The sequence below is a fragment of the Streptomyces sp. NBC_00234 genome, assembly GCF_036195325.1.
Taxonomy (GTDB): Bacteria; Actinomycetota; Actinomycetes; order Streptomycetales; family Streptomycetaceae; genus Streptomyces.
The window spans coordinates 3387260-3404343 of the sequence record NZ_CP108101.1; the positions used below are offsets into that span (position 1 = coordinate 3387260).

The window sequence follows — 17084 nt, forward strand, 5'->3', positions numbered from 1 at the left end:
CTCTGTACGGCCCGGTCTCAGACCCGGGTCAGTTCACGCTCGTCCCCGGCGTCCCCGCCGGATGCCTCGGGAGCGCCGGTGAGCTCCTTGCGGAGCCCCTCGCCCTCGACGTCCACGTTGGGCAGCGCACGGTCCAGCCAGCGCGGCAGCCACCAGGCACGCTTGCCGAGCAGGGCGAGCACCGCGGGAACGATCGCCATCCGCACCACGAAGGCGTCGAAGAAGACGGCGATGGCGAGCGAGAAGCCGATCATCTTGATCATCGACTCGCTGGAGCTGATGAAGCCGGAGAAGACCGCCATCATGATCACCGCGGCGGCCGTGACCACGCGGGCACCGTGCTTGAACCCGGTCACGATCGCCTGGCCGGACGACTCCCCGTGGACGTACGCCTCACGCATCCGCGTGACCAGGAAGACCTCGTAGTCCATGGCGAGACCGAAGACCACACCGACCATGAAGATCGGCATCATGCTCATGATCGGGCCGGTCTGTTCGACACCGAAGAGCGAGCCGAGCCAGCCCCACTGGAAGACCGCGACGACCGCGCCCAGGGCCGCGACGACCGAGAGCAGGAAGCCGAGGGCCGCCTTCAGAGGCACCAGGATCGAGCGGAAGACGAGCATCAGGAGCAGGAAGGCCAGACCGACGACGAGTGCCAGGTAGGGCAGCAGCGCGTCGTTCATCTTCTGCGAGAAGTCGATGTTCATCGCGGTGGCGCCGGTGACCAGGACCTCGGCCCCGGTGTCGCGCTTGATGTCGCCGCCCGCGTCACGGATGGAGTGGACGAGCTCCTCGGTCTGCGCGGAGCTGGGCCGGTCCTGCGGGATGACGGTGATCGTCGCGGTGTCGCCGGCCTTGTTGAAGGCGGCCGGGGTGACGGCCACGACGTGCGGGATGGCCTCGATCTCCTCCGAGACCCGGTTGACGGCGGTCTTGCCGTCCGAGCTGTTCTCGGTGTCGACGACGACGAGCAGCGGTCCGTTGAAGCCGGGGCCGAAGCCGTCCGACAGCAGGTCGTACGCCTGACGCTGCGTGGTGCTCTTGGGCTGCGAGCCCTCGTCGGGCAGGCCCATCTCCAGCGAGGCGGCCGGTACGGCGATGACGCCGAGGCCGAGCACACCGACCAGCAGCACCCACACCGGCTTGCGCAGCACGAACCGCGCCCAGCGGGTGCCCATGTTCGGCTTCTTCTCGGCCTTGTCCTCGGACGCGGCCAGGGCGTCGGCGGCCTTGCGCGCCTTGCGTCCCATGACCCGCTTGCCCGCGAAGCCCAGCAGTGCCGGGACGAGGGTGAGCGCGATGAGGACGGCGATGGCGACCGTACCGGCGGCGGCGAAGCCCATCTTCGACAGCATCGGGATGTTGACGACGGCCAGTCCGGCCAGTGCGATGACGACGGTGAGGCCCGCGAACACGACCGCGGAACCGGCGGTGCCGACCGCGCGTCCTGCGGCTTCCTCGCGTTCCCGGCCCTCGGCCAGTTCGGCGCGGTAGCGGGAGACGATGAAGAGCGCGTAGTCGATGCCGACCGCGAGGCCGATCATCATCGCGAGGGTGGAGGTGGTCGAGCCGAGGTCCAGGACGTTGGCCAGGGCCGTGATCAGCGAGACACCGACCCCGACGCCGATGAGCGCGGTGATCAGGGGCAGCCCCGCCGCGATCAGCGAGCCGAAGGTGATGACCAGCACCACCGCGGCGATGGCGACACCGACGATCTCGCCGGCTCCGGTCTCCGGCATCACCTGGAGCGCGTCACCGCCGATCTCCACGGTCATGCCGCTCTTCTCGGCGGACGTACCGGCCTCTTCCAGGGCCTCCCGGGTCGCGTCGGTCAGCTCCATGGAGTTGACCTCGTACGAGACGGAGATGTAGGCCGTGGAGCCGTCCTTGCTGACGGCGTTCGCCGCGTACGGGTCGGCGACCGAGGCGATCTGGTCCGAGCCGGACTTCAGCTCACCGACGATCTCCGTGACCTCGGCCTTGTTCGCCGCGTCGGTCACCTTCTCGCCCTCGGGGGCCTTGAAGACGACCCGGGCGGTGGCGCCGTCGGCGCTGCCTCCGGGGAAGCGCTGCTCCAGCAGGTCGAAAGCCTTCTGGGCCTCCGTACCCGGAATCGAGAAGGAACTCGAGGTGGCGGGCGAGGCGGAGGCCGCACCGAATCCGGCGAGCGCCAGCAGTGCCACCCAGACAAGGGCGACATAGCGTCGGCGCCGGAAGGCGAGCCGTCCGAGCTTGTAAAGGAATGTGGCCACGGGGGCGTACTCCCGGTCAGGTCGTTGAGTGGAAATGGGCGTGAGGAACCACCCCGACGACGAGAGCGGCGTGTCAGGTGGAGCTTTGGGGAGAGGGCCGTGCGGAACGAACGGGGACGTCAGACGCCGAGGGCGGGGAGGACCACGGCGTCGACATAGTCGGTGAGAAACGCCTGGTCGACGGCGCGGTCCTCGACCAGCTGCCGAGCGGCGAACGCGCCGATCAGCATGTGCGGTACATATTTCAGCGCCGGATTGTCCGAGCGCAGCTCGCCCCGGTCCACGGCCCGCTGGAGCAGCGTTTCGAGGCCGGTCATCTCCGGCTCGATCAGCAGGTCCCGCAGTGCCTGGTGCAGATCGGGATTGTCATGGACGGCATGGCCCAGACCCCGCATCAGCGCGGAGTCCTTCTCCATCTGACAGTCGTCCGTACGACTGAGCACGGCGTGGAAGTCTCCGCGCAGCGAACCGGTGTCGATCTCGGTGAGAGTGACCGGCTTGTTGTGCCGCATGGCGGTGACGACCAGCTCGGGCTTGCTCCCCCACTGGCGGTAGAGGGTGGCCTTGCTGGAATGGGTGCGCTGGGCGACGGCGTCCATGGTCAGGGCGTCGTAGCCGACTTCGCGGAGCAGGTCGAGCACGGCTGCGTACAGCTCGCTCTCACGCTCGGGCGTGAGCCTCGTGCGCGCCATGTGTCGACCCTCCCATCCGTACGTCAGTCGATCGGCGGGCGATCACGTGGGATCGACAGCCAATCGAACGAAACTGTTTCGTACAGCTGAACCGTACTCCCGCGAGCCAGCGAAACGAAATCGTTTCGCTTGTGTGCTGCACCACAAGTTGCCGCGGGCCCTGCGCACCGGAAGCATTGGAGGGTGAGTGACGACGTCGCGTATCTCCGGTTCCCGCACCTCCACCAGGACTTGCTCTGCTTCGCGGCCGAGGACGACCTATGGGTCGCTCCCCTCGTCCCCGCGGGGCATCGCCCCGGCCGCGCGTGGCGGGTGACCGTCGACAGGACGCGGGTCAGCCATCCGCGCTTCTCGCCCGACGGCAGCCGCATCGCCTACACGACCTGGCGCACGCTCGACCCCGAGATCCATCTGGCCCCCGTCGGCGGCGGGCCTGCCCGCAGACTCACCTACTGGGGCTCGACCGACGCCCGCGTCTGCGGCTGGAGCCCCGACCCGGGCGACTCCTCCCAGATCCTCGCCGTCTCCTCGCACAACCAGCCGTTCTCCTACTTCTCCTGGGCCTACAGCGTCCCCACCGACGGCAGCCCCGGCGGCAAACTCCCCTGGGGCCCGGTCGCCGACATCGCGGTCGCCGACATCGACGGCGAGCGGCGCAGCCTGCTCCTCACCGGCACACCGCCGCACGAGCCGGCGGCGTGGAAGCGGTACCGGGGCGGCGCGATGGGGCGGCTGTGGCTGCACGGCGAGCGGCTGCTGCCGGACATCGGGGGGCATCTGGACTCGCCGATGATCGTCGGGCGCCGCATCGCGTTCCTCTCCGACCACCAGGGCGTCGGGAATCTGTACTCCTGCCGGCTGGACGGCAGCGATCTGCGCCGCCACACGGACCACGACGCGTTCTACGCCCGCAACGCCTCCAGCGACGGGCACCGGGTCATCTACCAGTGCGCCGGCGAGCTGTGGCTCGTCGAGGACCTCGAAGCGCCGGACGCCGCACCGCGGAAGCTGGAGGTACGGCTCGGCGGACCGCGGACCGGGCGGCGCTCCTACCAGGTGCCGGCCGCCAGCAACGTCGACTCGCTGTCGGTCGACGAGACGGGCCGGGCGAGCGCCGTCGCCGTACGCGGAAGCCTGTACTGGCTCACGCACCGCGACGGCCCCGCGCGCACGATCACCGACACCCCGGGCGTCCGGGTCCGGCTGCCGGAGATGCTCGGCAGCGGCGGCAAGGTCGCGTACGTGACGGACGCGGACGGCGACGACGCGATCGAGATCGCGTACCTGCCCCGGGCCAGCGGCGACCGCGAGCCCCGGCGGCTGGCCTCGGGGATGCTCGGCCGGGTGGAGGAGATGACCTCCGACCCGGAGGGCGAGCGGCTCGCGATCGCCTCCAACGACGGGCGCCTGCTGCTCCTGGACACGGCGGAGGCGGAGGCCGCGGAGGCCGAGGCCGCCGAATCCGAGGGGGACGACTCCGGCACCGGCTCCACCCGGGCCGATCTGGTCCAGGCCGTCGACCCGGCCGCGGCCGTCCCCGAGGGGGAGGTCACCGAGCTGATCCGCTCGACCAACGGCCCGGTCCGCGACCTGGCGTTCTCGCCCGACGGGAACTGGCTGACCTGGTCGCACCCGGGCATCGGCCGTTCCCTGCGCCAGATCAAGCTGGCGCGGATCACGGGCCCCGGCTCCCCCGCCATCGTCGACGTCACCAACGGCCGCTTCGAGGACGAGAACCCCGTCTTCACGGGCGACGGCCGATACCTCGCCTTCCTCTCCTGGCGCGGCTTCGACCCGGTCTACGACGTGCACACGGGCGACCTCTCCTTCCCGCTCGGCTGCCGCCCCTATCTGGTCCCGCTCTCCTCGGCCACCCCGTCGCCGTTCGCGCTCTCGCCGGACGGCCGCCCGGCGGCGGGCGGGCTCGACCCGGTGGACATTCCCGAAGGCGGTACGGGCGAGGGGACGACGGTCACCGTCGAGTTCGAGGGCCTGGAGAGCAGGGTCACGCCGTTCCCGGTCTCGGCGTCGAAGTACTCCGCGCTGCACCCGGTCAGCGGCGGTGGACTGGTCTGGCTGCGCTGGCCGATCTCCGGCGCGCTGGGCGAGACGTTCGCGAACCCGGCCGACATGTCGGGGCGGCCCACCCTGGAGCACTTCAACATCGCCAAGGCCAGGAAGACCGAACTCGTCGACCACCTCGACTGGTTCGCGGTCAGCGGCGACGCGAGCCGGCTGGTCGTCATGGACGAGGGCGAGCTGCGCGCCGTACCGGCCACCGAGACCGGCGACAACGACTCCACGGTCTACCTCGACCTCCGGCGCATCCTGCACGAGGTCGACCCGCCCGCGGAGTGGCGCCAGGCGTACGGCGAAGCGGGGCGGATCATCCGCTCCTACTTCTGGGAGCCGGACATGTGCGGCATCGACTGGGACGCGGTGCTCGACCAGTACCGGCCCCTGATCGAACGGGTCGCCTCCCCCGACGAGTTCGCCGACCTGATGCGCGAGGTCCTGGGCGAACTGGGCACCTCGCACGCGTACGTCTCCCCCGCCCGCCGCAACGAGGGCCCGCCGCACTACCAGCGGGCGATCGGCCTGCTGGGCGCGAACCTGGTGTGCCGGGACGGGGAATGGCTGATCCAGCGCATCCTGCCCGGCGACTCCTCGGACTCCAAGGCGCGCTCGCCGCTCGCCGGTACGGGCATCCGGGAGGGCGCGGTCCTCACCCATGTCGACGGGCGGCCCGTCGATCCGGTGGCCGGGCCGTACCCGCTGCTCACGGCGGCGGGCGGCACGACGGTGGAGCTGACGTTCCGGCCGACGGGAGGCGGGCAGCCGCGCCGCATCGCGATCCTCCCCCTCGTCGACGAGCGACCGCTGCGGTACCAGGACTGGGTGGCCAAACGCCGTGAAGTGGTACGGGAGTTGAGCGGCGGCAAGTGCGGATATCTGCACATCCCCGACATGGGCGGCTCGGGGTGGGCCCAGTTCAACCGCGATCTGCGTCTCGAGGTGTCGCGTCCGGCCCTGATCGTGGACGTACGGGGCAACGCGGGCGGCCACATCAGTGAGCTGGTCGTGGAGAAGCTCACCCGCCGGATCCTGGGCTGGGACCTGACGCGCAACGCCCAGGCGGTCTCGTACGCGTCCAGTGCTCCGAGGGGTCCGGTGGTGGCCCTGGCCGACGAGGCGACGTCCTCCGACGGCGACATGATCACCGCCGCGTTCCGGCTGCTGAAGCTCGGTCCCGTGGTGGGTCAGCGGACCTGGGGCGGGGTGGTGGGGATGACCGGGCGCCACCGGCTGGGTGACGGCACGGTGATCACGGTGCCGATGAACGCGGCGTGGTTCGACACGTACGGCTGGTCGGTGGAGAACCACGGCGTGGAGCCGGACCTGGAAGCCCTGCGGACCCCGCTCGACTGGGCGGAGGGGCGGCACGCGGTGCTGGACGACGCGGTGCGGGTGGCCTTGAGCCTGCTGGCGAAGCATCCGGCGTCCACCCCGCCGTCGTACGCGACGGCCCCGAACCTGCGCCGGCCGCCGTTGCCGCCGCGCTAGGGGGGCCCGCGGGGGGGGCGGGGTCCCGGGGGGGCTCGTTTCCGCCGTGTCCCGGGCATGCGGAAAGACGCACCCGGAGTACCGGGTGCGCCTCTGCATGCGCGGGCGCGCGGACGCGCAAGCGCGCAGGTGAGTCAGGCCGCAGACGTCAACGGTCGAAGCGCTCGCGCGCCTCGTCCGTCAGGTCCTGGGCGCGGTCACCGAGCCCGGGCTGGTCCGGACGTCGCTCCGACTGGTCGGACGAGCGCTCGCGCGCCTCGCCCTGCCGGTTGCCCGCCTTCTTCTGCTTGCCCTGGTCGGCAAGCTCCTGCGCCTTGTCCTTGAACTGGTCGGCGATGCCCATGCTGTTCACTCCTATGTGGATGCTTGGGGTATGGCCCCGTTGGGGCCTCGACCAGATTTACACGCCAGGACATTCCGCGCATTTCGATCAGTCACGCTGCGTGCGCGCCTCCTGGTCCGCCGCGCCCCCGGCGCCCACCAGACCGGTCCCGACGCTCCCCAGCCGGTCCCCGAACCGCGCCATCTCGCGCTGCCCGACGATCCCGATGAGCGTCGGCAGGTAGCCGCGAACCGACTGCATCCCCCGCAGCCACCACTGCGCGTACACGTGCGAGGAACGCCGCTCGATCCCGGCCACGATCCGGTCCACGGCCGGGCCGAGCGGGTACGTGCGGTTCGACGGCCACGGCAGCCGCTGGCGCAGCTCCCGCATCACGTCGTCCTCGTCGGCGCCCCGCACCATGTCCGTGTCCGTCCAGGACAGATAGCCGACCCCGACCCGCACGCCCCGGTAGCCGACCTCGGCCCGCAGACTGTGCGCGAACGCCTCGACGCCCGACTTCGACGCGCAGTACGCGGTCATCATCGGCGCCGGAGTGATCGCGGCCAGGGAGGCGATCTGGAGGAAGTACCCGCGGCTCTCCATCAGCACCGGCAGGAACGCCCGCCCGGTCACCGCCCCGCCGATCAGGTTGACCTCGATGACCCGCCGCCACGCCTCCGGGTCGGAGTCGACGAACGGCCCGCCCGCGGCGACACCCGCGTTCGCGACGACCACGTCGACCTTGCCGAACCGCTGCTTGACCTCCTCGGCGACCCGGGCCATCGCCACATGGTCGGTGACGTCCGCGTGCCAGTGGTCGCTCTCCCCGTGCAGCCGCTCGGAGACCTGCTTCAGCTCGTCCGGCTCCAGGCCGACCAGCGCCAGCGTCGCGCCGCGCGCCGACAGCTTGCGGGCCAGCAGCTCGCCCACGCCGCGCGCCGCGCCGGTGACGACGACGACCTGCCCCTCAAGACTCCGCTTGTTGCTCATGCGACCTCCTCCTTGCCCGTGGCGGCCACCGTCACATACCCGGTCACCAGTTCCCGGATCTTCGCCGTGACCACGTCCGGCGCTTCCACCGGTGTCATGTGGCCCATGCCCGTCAGCTCGGTCAGTCCCAGACTCTGTGGCAGCGCCGCGACGATCGAGCGCGCGTGCACGGGCGGCGTCAGCCGGTCCTCCGTGCCCGCGATCACCGCGGTCGGCACCCGCAGCTCCCGTACCCCCGACTCCAGATCGAGGTCGGCGAGCACCTGCCCCCACGCCACCCGCGCCCGCCGCGGACACGCGTGCACGATCCGGGCGCAGACGTCGACCCGCTCGGGCGCCGAACCGGCGCCCATCGTCCCGTACTTGAGGATCCGCCTCGACAGCGGCGTGACCGGTCCGAGCGGCGCACGCGCGCCGAGTACGGCGCGGGTGAGACGGGTCCGGACCGCGCCGGGCTTCAGCGGGACGACCAGGGACTCGGCGAGCAGCCGCGAACTGCCGGTGCTGCACAGCAGTACCGCCGCCGCGTGCTCCCGCAGCCCCGCCCGCCGCGAGGCCGCCATCAGCGTCATCCCGCCCATGGAGTGCCCGGCGAGCACCGCCTTCTCGCCCGGTGCGAGGGTGGCCGCGAGAACGGCTTCGAGGTCGTCGGCGAGGGCGTCCGTGCTGTAGCCCGCGACAGCGCCCTCGGGCGACCGGCCGTGTCCGCGCTGGTCGTAGGCGATGACCCGGTGGTCGACCGCGAGGTCCCGGATCTGGGCGGCCCAGAAGTGGGTGCTGCAGGTCCAGCCGTGCGCGAGCACGACCGCGGGGGCCCCTTCGGGCCCGTGCAGTTCGGCGTGGACGCGCGAGCCGTCGGCCGAGACGACGGTCAGTTCGCGTACGGGTACGGGCGGGGCGTCCTCGCGCCGCAGGAGCCGGCTCATGCGACAGCCTCCTCGGCCGGTGCCTGGCCACTCCCGGCGGCTCCGGACGTCCGCGCCCGGATCACCTCGTACTCCCCCAGGTCGACCGACCTGGTCGCCTTACGGAACTCCGAGGTGGTCCCGGGCCAGACCGTGGTGTTGCGCCCCTCGGCGTCCAGGTACCAGCTGGTGCAGCCTCCGGTGTTCCACACGGTGCGCTTCATCCGCTCCTGCACCCGGTGGTTCCACGCCGTCACCGCCGACTGCCGCGCGCCGAGTGCGACACGTCCGCCCAGGACGTCCAGCTGGCGCAGATAGTCGGCCATGTAGTTCAGCTGGGACTCGATCATCAGGATCATGGAGGAATTGCCGAGCCCGGTGTTGGGCCCGATGATCGTCATCCAGTTGGGGAAGCCCACCGCGGTGGCGCCGCGCAGCCCCTCCATACCGCCCTTCCAGTGCTCGGCGAGCGTGATGCCCTCCGCACCGACGACCCGCTCGGCGATCGGCATGTCCGTCACGTGGAAGCCGGTGCCGAAGATGATCGCGTCGACCTCGGTCTCCGTACCGTCGGACGCGACGACCGTTGAGCCCCGCACCTCGGTCAGACCGGAGGCGACCACGTCCACGTTGGGCTGGGCGAGCGCCGGGTAGTAGGCGCTGGACAGCAGGATGCGCTTGCAGCCGATGCGGTACGAGGGCGTCAGCTTGGCCCGCAGCGCCGGGTCCTTGATCGACCGGGCGATGTTGGCCTTGGCGATCCGCTCCACCAGGCCGAGCTGGTTCGGGTGCTTGGTGAAGGCGCTGACCTGCAACTCCCTGATGCCCCACAGCAGTCCGCGCCTCGCGGTGCCGGTGAACGGCAGGCTGCGGTGGAGCCACTTCTCGGCTCCGCTGATGGCCCGGTCCATACGGGGCATGACCCAGGGCGGGGTGCGCTGGAAGAGCGTCACCTTGGCGGCCTTGGGCTGGATGGCCGGGACGATCTGGATGGCGGAGGCGCCGGTGCCGATCATGGCGACGCGCTTGCCGGTCAGGTCGTAGTCGTGGTCCCAGCGGGCCGAGTGGAAGACCTTGCCCGGGAATTCGGCGAGCCCGGGGATGTCGGGCATCTTCGGGTCGGAGAGCGGGCCGGTCGCGGAGACGACGGCATCGGCGGTGATCGTGACGCCGTTGGCGCACTCGATGCGCCAGTGCAGTTCGTCGACGTCCCACCGCATGACGGTCACTTCGTGGCCGAGCCGGAGGTGCGGGCGCAGCCCGAAGGTGTCGGCGACGTGCTCCAGATAGGCGCGGATGTGCTCCTGCCCCGAAAAGGTGCGCGGCCACTCGGGGTTGGGGGCGAACGAGAACGAGTAGAGGTGCGACGGGACGTCACAGGCACAGCCCGGATAGCTGTTGTCGCGCCAGGTCCCGCCGACCGAATCGGCCCGTTCCAGGACGACGAAATCGGTGGTGCCTTCGCGGCGCAGCCGGACAGCGGCACCGAGGCCCCCGAAACCGGATCCGATCACCGCCACTCGTACATGCTCGTGCTGGGCCATGCTGCCGCCTCCCGCGGTACGTCACACGACTCTGCCAGCAATCACTGGCATTGTTGGGAGAGTAGAGCAGCCCCCGTACTGATGGGTAGGGGTCGGACCAAGGAAAGTTACCGGCGGTACAACATAGGGTGCCCCTGTGGCAGAAGGACGCGAGCACCGTGAGTACCGCATGGAGGAACTGGCCAAGGAAGCCGGTATCTCCGTACGGACCCTGCGCTTCTACCGGGAGCGCGGCCTCATCCCGCCACCGCGCCGCCAAGGCCGTATCGCCTGGTACGACGACCACCACCTCGCCCGGCTGCGCACCGTGACGGGCCTGCTGGAACGCGGCCACACCCTCAACGGCATCGCCGACCTCGCCGCCACCTTCGACAGTGGCCGCGACGTCGCCGAGGTCCTCGGCCTGGGCGAACCCTCCGAAGAGACCCCGGTCCGGCTCACCCCCGAGCAACTCGCCGACTACTTCGAGGGCGAGGCCACCCCGGAGAATCTCGCCGCCGCCCTCGACCTCGGCTACCTCGGCACCGACGGCGACGAGATCGTGCACATCAGCCGCCGTCTCCTGGACGTGTCGGCCGAGCTCGTACGGGAAGGGGTGCCGCTCGCCACGGTGCTCGACTCCGGCCGCCGCGTCCGCGAACACGCCGACGCCCTCGCCGAGCTCTTCGTCGAGGTCCTGCGCGCCCACATCGCCGAGAAGGAACCGGCCCAGCTCCGCCCGCTGGCACGAGCCGTGGTGGACGCGGAGCTCTCCATGGCGCTGGACCGCAGACTGCGCCACGAGGACGACACCCCGTCCGCCCCCTCCGGCACCCCGGCGGACACATGACCGTCCCGGCGCCGCGCCCCTCCGGCGGCGCCCCCTTCTGGTCCCTGCTCGACGGGCCCGCGCAGGCCGAGCTGTCACGCCTCGGCCACCTCCGCAGCTTCGCCCCGCGGACCCATCTGCTCCGGCAGAACGAGATCAGCGACCACCTGCTCGTCGTCCGGCGCGGCTGCGTCAAGGTCTCCGCCCACTCCGCCGACGGCTATCTGGCCGTCCTCGCCCTGCGCAACCCCGGCGACCTGCTCGGTGAACAGGCCGGACTCGACGGCGGCCCGAGGTCCGCGACCCTGACCGCGCTGACCCCGGTCGACGCACTCGTCCTGCCCGCCCCGGCCTTCGACGCCGCCGCCCGGGCCCTGCCCGTCATCACCTCGGCCCGCCAACAGGTGCTGTCCGCACGGCTGCGCGAGGCCGACCGGCACCGGGCGGCGGCGGGCTCCGACGCCGTCCAGGCCCGCCTCGCCGCACTCCTGCTGGAACTCGGCGACGGATACGGGCGCCGCACGGCCTCGGGCTCCGTACAGATAGCCCTTCCGCTCTCCCAGGACGACCTGGCCGGCCTCGTCCTGTCCTCGCGCCGCACGGTCAGCCGCGTGTTCGAGCAGTGGCGCGGCAGCGGCTGGGTGACCACGGGGCGCAACCGGCTGGTCATCGACGACCCCGACGCCCTGAAGCAGCAGGCCGGGGGCCTGTAGCGGCAGGCCCCGCCACCCCGCGCGTCACACCTCGTCCCAGGCCAGCGTCCGCAGCCCGTACTGCTCCGCCACCGGATTCCAGCCCGCGACGAAGTCCTTCTTCGCCGTGGTCGCGAGCGTGTTCTGCTCCGTCGCCTCGTCCCAGTCGGACGAGGACGTCACCTGCTCCGGGGTGCAGCCGTCGGCCATGTCCTCGGCCAGCCTCGCGTAGGCGCGGTCGGCGGCGGCCGACGCCTCCCACCCGGCCCGCAGGTCGGAGGTGACCTCGGAGGGCAGCTCGTCGACGGACAGGGATTCCAACTCCCCCACCAGCCGGTCCCGTTCGTCACCGGCCTCGTCGAACACGTCCTTGGCGGAGGCGAGTTCCCCGGAACCCGGGCACTTCGTGAGCACGAGCACCGCCGCCGCGACGCTGCCGCGGTTGCCGTCGTTCTCGCGCACCAGCGAATCCAGCGCGTTCGCCTGCGTCTCACGCTCCCCTTCCGCGCTGCCGCTCCCGTCCGCCGTCGAGGAGCCGTCGGACACGTCGGACGTGTCCTGCCCGCTCGTGCGCTCGGCGCTCGTGCCCGGGGTGCCGCTGTCGCCGAACGGGCCGAGGTCCAGGGACCAGGCCCCGAACAGGGCGACGGCGACGAGCGCCGCGACCCAGCGGCCCGCCCGGCCCTTCGAGGGCTGCGAAGGACCCGGGCGGGGACGGATATGGGCCGAGGACGTCCGGGCGCGGGCCGGACCCGGTGGACCGGTCGGCTCCGGCGGGCTGTTCACCACGGTGGGGGTCGGCGTCACCGTCACCCGGTTCGGCACGACGGGAGCCGACTCGACCGCGGCGGCCAGCGGGCCGAGCCAGGCGGCCATCGTGGGCCGTGCGGCGGGATCGGGCGACAGCGCGCGCTCCGCCAGCGCCGCCACGGCCGGGTCCGCCGCCCGCAGCGGGCCGAGATCCGCACCGTCCTGCTCCCCGAGGAACAGCCGCGCGGCGAGCAGGGCGAACTTGTGGACGACGCCCTCGGCCGTGTCGGTCCGCTCGCCCTCCGGCAGGCTCCACCCACCGGTCTGCGTCGCGGGCAGCGCCTCCCGGCCGCCGACCACCATCGAGTCGCAGTCGATGACGAAGCAGGTCGTCCGGGGCCAGAGCGAGAACAGGACGTTCTTCGGGGAGAGATCCCGCAGCACGACCTCCATGCCGTCCAGCCGGTCCAGGGTCCTGGCGAAGTCCAGCAGCAGTTCGAAGCGCTGGCGCGGGGTGATCGAGAGCCCGATCCGGCCCAGGTACCCGTCACCGTTCAGCAGGAACTCGAAGCCCGCCGCCTTGGGGGGCGCACCCGGAGCCGGCTCGATGAAGAACGCGTCCGGGATCTGCCGCATCAGATAGCCGCAGACCCCCGTCCCGTCGGTCACGAGCATCAGCGGCCAGGAGGTGTGCTCGCTGAGCCACTCGCCCGTGTCGGCCGGCTGCTCGGTCAGATAGCGGACCATGTCGCCGAGCACCTCGGGCCGCAGCCGGAGCCGGGTGGCGGCCTTGTACTCCTTGTACGCCATGGGCCACTTGTTGTTGATCCTGAAGTTGGCGACGGCCCACACCTTGCCCTCGCCGCCCGACCCGAGCTCGCGCTCCTTGTTCAGCCGGTCCACGGAGATGTCCGCCGCGGGCCCCGGGGAATCGCTCATGGCCGCTGTTCCTCCAGCCGGTGGCGCGGCCAGACCGCGAGAAGGGTGCGGTCGTCGTCGAAGGTCTCCCGGGAGAAGTCCAGCAGGTGCGCCAGCATCCGGGGCTCCCGGGGAGGACGCATCAGCGCGTCGGCCATCAGCACGCCGACCTGCCCCGACCCGTCACCCAAGGGGTCCCCGAAGCCGTCCGTGCCGACGAGCAGCGTCGCGTCCGGCGGCAGTACGTGCCGCCACACCCGGAGTCCGGCCGGCACCCGGGGCAGGGCCAGGACCGCCGAGGTGACGACGGAGTCCCCGTCGTCACCCCCCTTCCCGGCCAGCAGCGGACGGTAGTCCCCGCCGCGGAACTCCCACGCCGCGGTGTCCCCGATCTGCACCAGGTGGACCTCCAGCTCCCCCCGGGGCCGGGCGGCGACCGTTCCGGCCACCAGCGTGGTGGCCAGCTTCCGCTGCGTCTCGGCGCGCTGCTCGGCGGTCGGCTCGGCGCCGCCCGTCACCCGCATGAACAGCTGCCAGGCGGCGGCGCTCAGCACGCGCTCCCAGTCGGGCTCCGCCCGGTCCGCGTCGAGCTGGGTCAGCAGATCGCGCACCGCGGTGCGGCAGGCCAGCGCCGCACCGATGTGCGAGTCCGGGGCGCCGGAGACCCCGTCCGCCACGGCGAACACCACCGTCCCGGTCGGCTCGTGCACGGCGACGACCAGGTCGTCCTGCCGGGGCCTGCCGTCGAAACGGTGCGCGTCCCCGCGTACGGAGGCGAGCCGCACCGTGAGGTGCGGGGTGGACCACCCGTCGTACACGGTGTCGGGGCGGTACGGGTCCGAGGGCGGCGGCTTCGGCTCGAAGACGGAGGCGGGCCTGCCCACCGGGACCCGGTCCCAGTACCCGGCCAGCACGGGCTGCTGCCGTGCGGGAGGGCGGGGCGCCGGCACCGACGGCGGCGGTGGCGGTGACGGCTGGGCCCGTTCGGGGCGACGCGGTGAAGGCCACTGCGGATCGGGCTGCCGCGGCGCCTCGAACCCGTCCCGCACATACGGCTGGTAGGGCTGCGGGGCGTACACCGGCTCCCCGTACCGTCCGGACCCCTGCGCCGGAGGCCGGCCGGCCTCCGGGCCGCCCGCGCCCTCGGGGGATCCCGGGGAATCCCCCTCGTCCGGATGCGGCTCGTCCCTCCGGCGCCGGAATGACATGGGCGACATCCTCACACCTCGTCGATCAGGATCCGGAAGCCCTCCGGCCGCTCCACCACCAGCTCCGCACTGCCGGCCGCCATCGCGTTGCCCGACTCGACCACGCTCTTGGTCAGGGCGGTGAAGAACTTCGCGATCGCCGGACCGAGCTGGGCCCCGGGAAGCGAGACGAAGGCGAACTGCGCCTGGGTGGCGACGGCGAGGATGGTCTGCTCCTGCGCGTCACCGATCCCGCAGGCGATGATGTTGGGAGCCGCCTTGGTCGTCGTGCGGTCGACGAGCTGCCGGTGCGCCGCCTGCCAGTCCTCCCCGTAGTTGGGCTGCCCGTCGCTGAGGAAGAACACGGCGGGCCGGTGCACCCGGTAGCCCTGGCTCTTGAGCGTCTGCACGTCCTGCGGTATCCGCCGCAGGAGCGCGCGGAACGCCGCCTCGTAGCTCGTGCCGCCGTTCGCGGTGAGCCGGGGCAGCTCGTTCTCCGCCCGCAGATCGGCGAGGATCAGGCGCTCGGTCACGGAGTTGGAGAAGCCGAGCACGGAGAACCGCACCTTGGCCGCCGCCATCGGCTCACCGAGCAGCGACTGGTGCAGCGAGGCCATTCCGGCGTTGAGATCACCGACGTACGGGTTCATCGATCCCGACTCGTCGACCAGGACGTACACCGGCAGCAATTGCCCCAGCGTCTCGGCCATGACTGTGTTCCCTTTCTGCTTACGGAAATGTCGTGCCCGGGGTCAGACCCTCCGGGCACTCCAGGTGAAGTTCCATCCGCCCCGCCAGCGCACTGCGCCCGAGGTGCAGCACGGTGTTCTGCAGCAGCACGGAGAACCGCACCGCCGACTCCGACAGGTCCGAACCGGGCACGGCCACCACGCCCAGCTCCGGCAGGCTCGCCAGACGGGTGGTCAGGGCCGGCCGGGCAGCCGCGCCGATTCCGCAGACGACGAGGTGGGGGTGGTAGTGGTGCCTCATCAGTTCCGCGTGGACGGCCGGCCAGTCGCCGCCGTCCTCGGCGGGCTGCGCCGTGAGGAAGAAGACGACGGGACGCAGGACCCTCGGCACCTGCTCCTTGAGCCGTTCCAAGTCCAGCGGCAGCAGCTCCAGGAGGCGCTGGAACACCGGCCGGTGCCGACAGGCCGTACCGGACACCAGCTCGGGCACCGAGGTTCCCCAGGTCAGTTCGACGAGCGGCATCAGCACCTCGGCGCCCTCGGCGTAGGTGAGGACGGAGACCCTGATCGCCGAGGCCACGTCGGGGCTGTTGACCAACGCGGTCTGCAAGGACCGCAGGGCGTTGGCCAGTTCGATCCGGCACCCGGCCGCCCCCGGTGAGACGTCGAGCACCACGTAGACCGGCATCAGCCCGGTGGCTGGCGGGGACTGCGGGGTCTGCGAGCCACCGCTGCCGCCCCACCGCACGGGCGCGGTCACCTGCGGCCCGGCCGGTCCCGGGCCGGTCCCCGGACCGCCGCCCGCGGGTCCCGACAGCTGCTGCGGCAGGGGCAGGGGCGCGGCCAGCGGGTCCATCCCGGCCGCGCCGCCCAGCGCCCCCTGGCGCAGACCCGGCAGGTCGATCTCCCTGACCACACCCTTCTCGATCAGGTACTTGACCATCTCGACATGCCGCTCTTCCCGGATCTCGGCCCGGCCGACCTTCGACTCCTCCAGGCGCATCAGGAGGTTCATGGCCTGCTCGGTGTCGGCCGGATGCTTGGCCAGGTGTTCCAGGATCATCCCCCGGAAGTCCAGCTGCAGTCCGGCGAGCACCCGGCGCTCCTGCTGCTCGCGCTGGATCCTCGCCTCGTGCTGGATGTCCTTGAGCCGCTCGCCGCTGTGCGTCCGCCCCTCGGCGGTACGGTGCGCCTCCTGACCCAGCACCCGTTCGCGCTCCGCCTCCAGGAGCTGCTGGACGAAGACGCGCGCCGCGGCGTCCGGTTCGATCAGCACCGTGCAGTGGTAGATCGTGATCCCCTCCGGCAACGGCATGGCCGTCGCGAAGGCGCGGTTCATGTGGTCCTGCGCGTCCGCCGCCCGGTCGATGGCGAACTGGGCCGCGTAGACCCGCATCCGGGCGGTCAGATAGCCGTAGACGACGGTGAGGGCGTCCTTGACGTTTCCGCGCACCACCTGCACGGGGTCATGGACGCGGAATCCCACGTCGAAGGTCGCCTCGAAGCGGTGCCCGCCGTCGCTGCAGGTCAGCGGGGTGTTCGAGAGCCTTCCGGTACGCCGGTGGTCGCTCAGGTCGACGACGTAACAGTCCTTGTTCGCATGCAGGAAACGCTGCGCAGGCGAGCGGTCCTGCCGGGACTCGGTCACCCAGGGGCCGTGCTCGACCGGATAGACGATCGCGACGCTCGGCGGCAGGTTCTCCAGCTTCCCCGCACGGCGGCGCGGCACGGGCTGTCCGTTGTTCAGGATGAGGGAGATCGTCAT

General features: G+C 71.6%; 13 protein-coding genes. 3 read left to right on the forward strand and 10 right to left on the reverse strand.

What is annotated here, in order from left to right:
• Positions 1-17: 17 nt before the first annotated feature.
• On the reverse strand, positions 18-2255 hold the full coding sequence (locus OG230_RS14650) for an MMPL family transporter (protein WP_328910648.1): 2238 nt from the start codon (positions 2253-2255) through the stop codon (positions 18-20).
• 119 nt (positions 2256-2374) lie between these two features.
• Positions 2375-2947, reverse strand: coding sequence for a TetR/AcrR family transcriptional regulator (locus OG230_RS14655; RefSeq protein ID WP_328910649.1), 573 nt, complete (start codon positions 2945-2947; stop codon positions 2375-2377).
• A gap of 183 nt (positions 2948-3130) precedes the next feature.
• Between OG230_RS14655 and OG230_RS14660 the strand changes: the two genes are divergently transcribed.
• Positions 3131-6511, forward strand: a complete 3381-nt coding sequence (locus tag OG230_RS14660) for a S41 family peptidase (protein ID WP_328910650.1) — start codon at positions 3131-3133, stop codon at positions 6509-6511.
• A 148-nt stretch (positions 6512-6659) separates the two neighbouring features.
• Here the strand turns inward: OG230_RS14660 and OG230_RS14665 are convergent, their stop codons facing one another.
• The 4 genes from OG230_RS14665 to OG230_RS14680 all read right to left on the reverse strand — a co-directional run bounded on the left by OG230_RS14665 (position 6660) and on the right by OG230_RS14680 (position 10275).
• The gene (locus tag OG230_RS14665) at positions 6660-6854 is read right to left on the reverse strand and encodes a hypothetical protein (protein ID WP_328910651.1); all 195 of its coding nucleotides are present in this window, start codon (positions 6852-6854) and stop codon (positions 6660-6662) included.
• An 87-nt stretch (positions 6855-6941) separates the two neighbouring features.
• Positions 6942-7826: an SDR family oxidoreductase gene (locus tag OG230_RS14670; RefSeq protein ID WP_328910652.1), complete on the reverse strand. Its 885-nt coding sequence runs from the start codon at positions 7824-7826 to the stop codon at positions 6942-6944.
• On the reverse strand, positions 7823-8752 hold the full coding sequence (locus tag OG230_RS14675) for an alpha/beta fold hydrolase (protein WP_328910653.1): 930 nt from the start codon (positions 8750-8752) through the stop codon (positions 7823-7825). The genes OG230_RS14670 and OG230_RS14675 overlap by 4 nt, the downstream gene beginning before the upstream one ends.
• Positions 8749-10275 carry a flavin-containing monooxygenase gene (locus tag OG230_RS14680; RefSeq protein WP_328910654.1) on the reverse strand — a complete coding sequence of 509 codons (1527 nt, stop codon included), beginning with the start codon at positions 10273-10275 and terminating at the stop codon, positions 8749-8751. Before OG230_RS14680 ends, OG230_RS14675 begins: the two co-directional genes overlap by 4 nt.
• A 169-nt stretch (positions 10276-10444) precedes the next feature.
• Between OG230_RS14680 and OG230_RS14685 the strand changes: the two genes are divergently transcribed.
• Both OG230_RS14685 and OG230_RS14690 read left to right on the forward strand, forming a co-directional pair.
• Complete coding sequence (locus tag OG230_RS14685) at positions 10445-11104, forward strand: MerR family transcriptional regulator (RefSeq protein ID WP_328911402.1); 660 nt, start codon at positions 10445-10447, stop codon at positions 11102-11104.
• A complete protein-coding gene (locus tag OG230_RS14690) occupies positions 11101-11796 on the forward strand; it encodes a Crp/Fnr family transcriptional regulator (protein ID WP_328910655.1) in 696 nt (231 codons plus the stop codon). The genes OG230_RS14685 and OG230_RS14690 overlap by 4 nt, the downstream gene beginning before the upstream one ends.
• 24 nt (positions 11797-11820) lie before the next feature.
• Here OG230_RS14690 and OG230_RS14695 read toward each other — a convergent pair whose 3' ends face one another.
• Genes OG230_RS14695 through OG230_RS14710 form a run of 4 tightly spaced genes read right to left on the reverse strand, consistent with a single transcriptional unit; the run spans position 11821 to position 17084 of the window.
• The gene (locus tag OG230_RS14695) at positions 11821-13464 is read right to left on the reverse strand and encodes a hypothetical protein (protein ID WP_328910656.1); all 1644 of its coding nucleotides are present in this window, start codon (positions 13462-13464) and stop codon (positions 11821-11823) included.
• Entirely contained in the window at positions 13461-14651 is a 1191-nt protein-coding gene (locus OG230_RS14700; protein ID WP_328910657.1) for a protein phosphatase 2C domain-containing protein, read from the reverse strand. The genes OG230_RS14695 and OG230_RS14700 overlap by 4 nt, the downstream gene beginning before the upstream one ends.
• A gap of 11 nt (positions 14652-14662) precedes the next feature.
• Positions 14663-15340: a vWA domain-containing protein gene (locus OG230_RS14705; RefSeq protein ID WP_328910658.1), complete on the reverse strand. Its 678-nt coding sequence runs from the start codon at positions 15338-15340 to the stop codon at positions 14663-14665.
• Positions 15341-15359: 19 nt separating this feature from the next.
• Complete coding sequence (locus OG230_RS14710) at positions 15360-17084, reverse strand: hypothetical protein (protein WP_328910659.1); 1725 nt, start codon at positions 17082-17084, stop codon at positions 15360-15362.

What these genes read in the sequence shown, in the direction of transcription:
- OG230_RS14655 (WP_328910649.1), bottom strand. Translation starts at nt 2,947, where the DNA reads ATGGCGCGCACGAGGCTCACGCCCGAGCGTGAGAGCGAGCTGTACGCA.
- OG230_RS14665 (WP_328910651.1), bottom strand. Translation starts at nt 6,854, where the DNA reads ATGGGCATCGCCGACCAGTTCAAGGACAAGGCGCAGGAGCTTGCCGAC.
- OG230_RS14670 (WP_328910652.1), bottom strand. Translation starts at nt 7,826, where the DNA reads ATGAGCAACAAGCGGAGTCTTGAGGGGCAGGTCGTCGTCGTCACCGGC.
- OG230_RS14675 (WP_328910653.1), bottom strand. Translation starts at nt 8,752, where the DNA reads ATGAGCCGGCTCCTGCGGCGCGAGGACGCCCCGCCCGTACCCGTACGC.
- OG230_RS14680 (WP_328910654.1), bottom strand. Translation starts at nt 10,275, where the DNA reads ATGGCCCAGCACGAGCATGTACGAGTGGCGGTGATCGGATCCGGTTTC.
- OG230_RS14685 (WP_328911402.1), top strand. Translation starts at nt 10,445, where the DNA reads ATGGAGGAACTGGCCAAGGAAGCCGGTATCTCCGTACGGACCCTGCGC.
- OG230_RS14690 (WP_328910655.1), top strand. Translation starts at nt 11,101, where the DNA reads ATGACCGTCCCGGCGCCGCGCCCCTCCGGCGGCGCCCCCTTCTGGTCC.
- OG230_RS14695 (WP_328910656.1), bottom strand. Translation starts at nt 13,464, where the DNA reads ATGAGCGATTCCCCGGGGCCCGCGGCGGACATCTCCGTGGACCGGCTG.
- OG230_RS14700 (WP_328910657.1), bottom strand. Translation starts at nt 14,651, where the DNA reads ATGTCATTCCGGCGCCGGAGGGACGAGCCGCATCCGGACGAGGGGGAT.
- OG230_RS14705 (WP_328910658.1), bottom strand. Translation starts at nt 15,340, where the DNA reads ATGGCCGAGACGCTGGGGCAATTGCTGCCGGTGTACGTCCTGGTCGAC.
- OG230_RS14710 (WP_328910659.1), bottom strand. Translation starts at nt 17,084, where the DNA reads ATGACGATCTCCCTCATCCTGAACAACGGACAGCCCGTGCCGCGCCGC.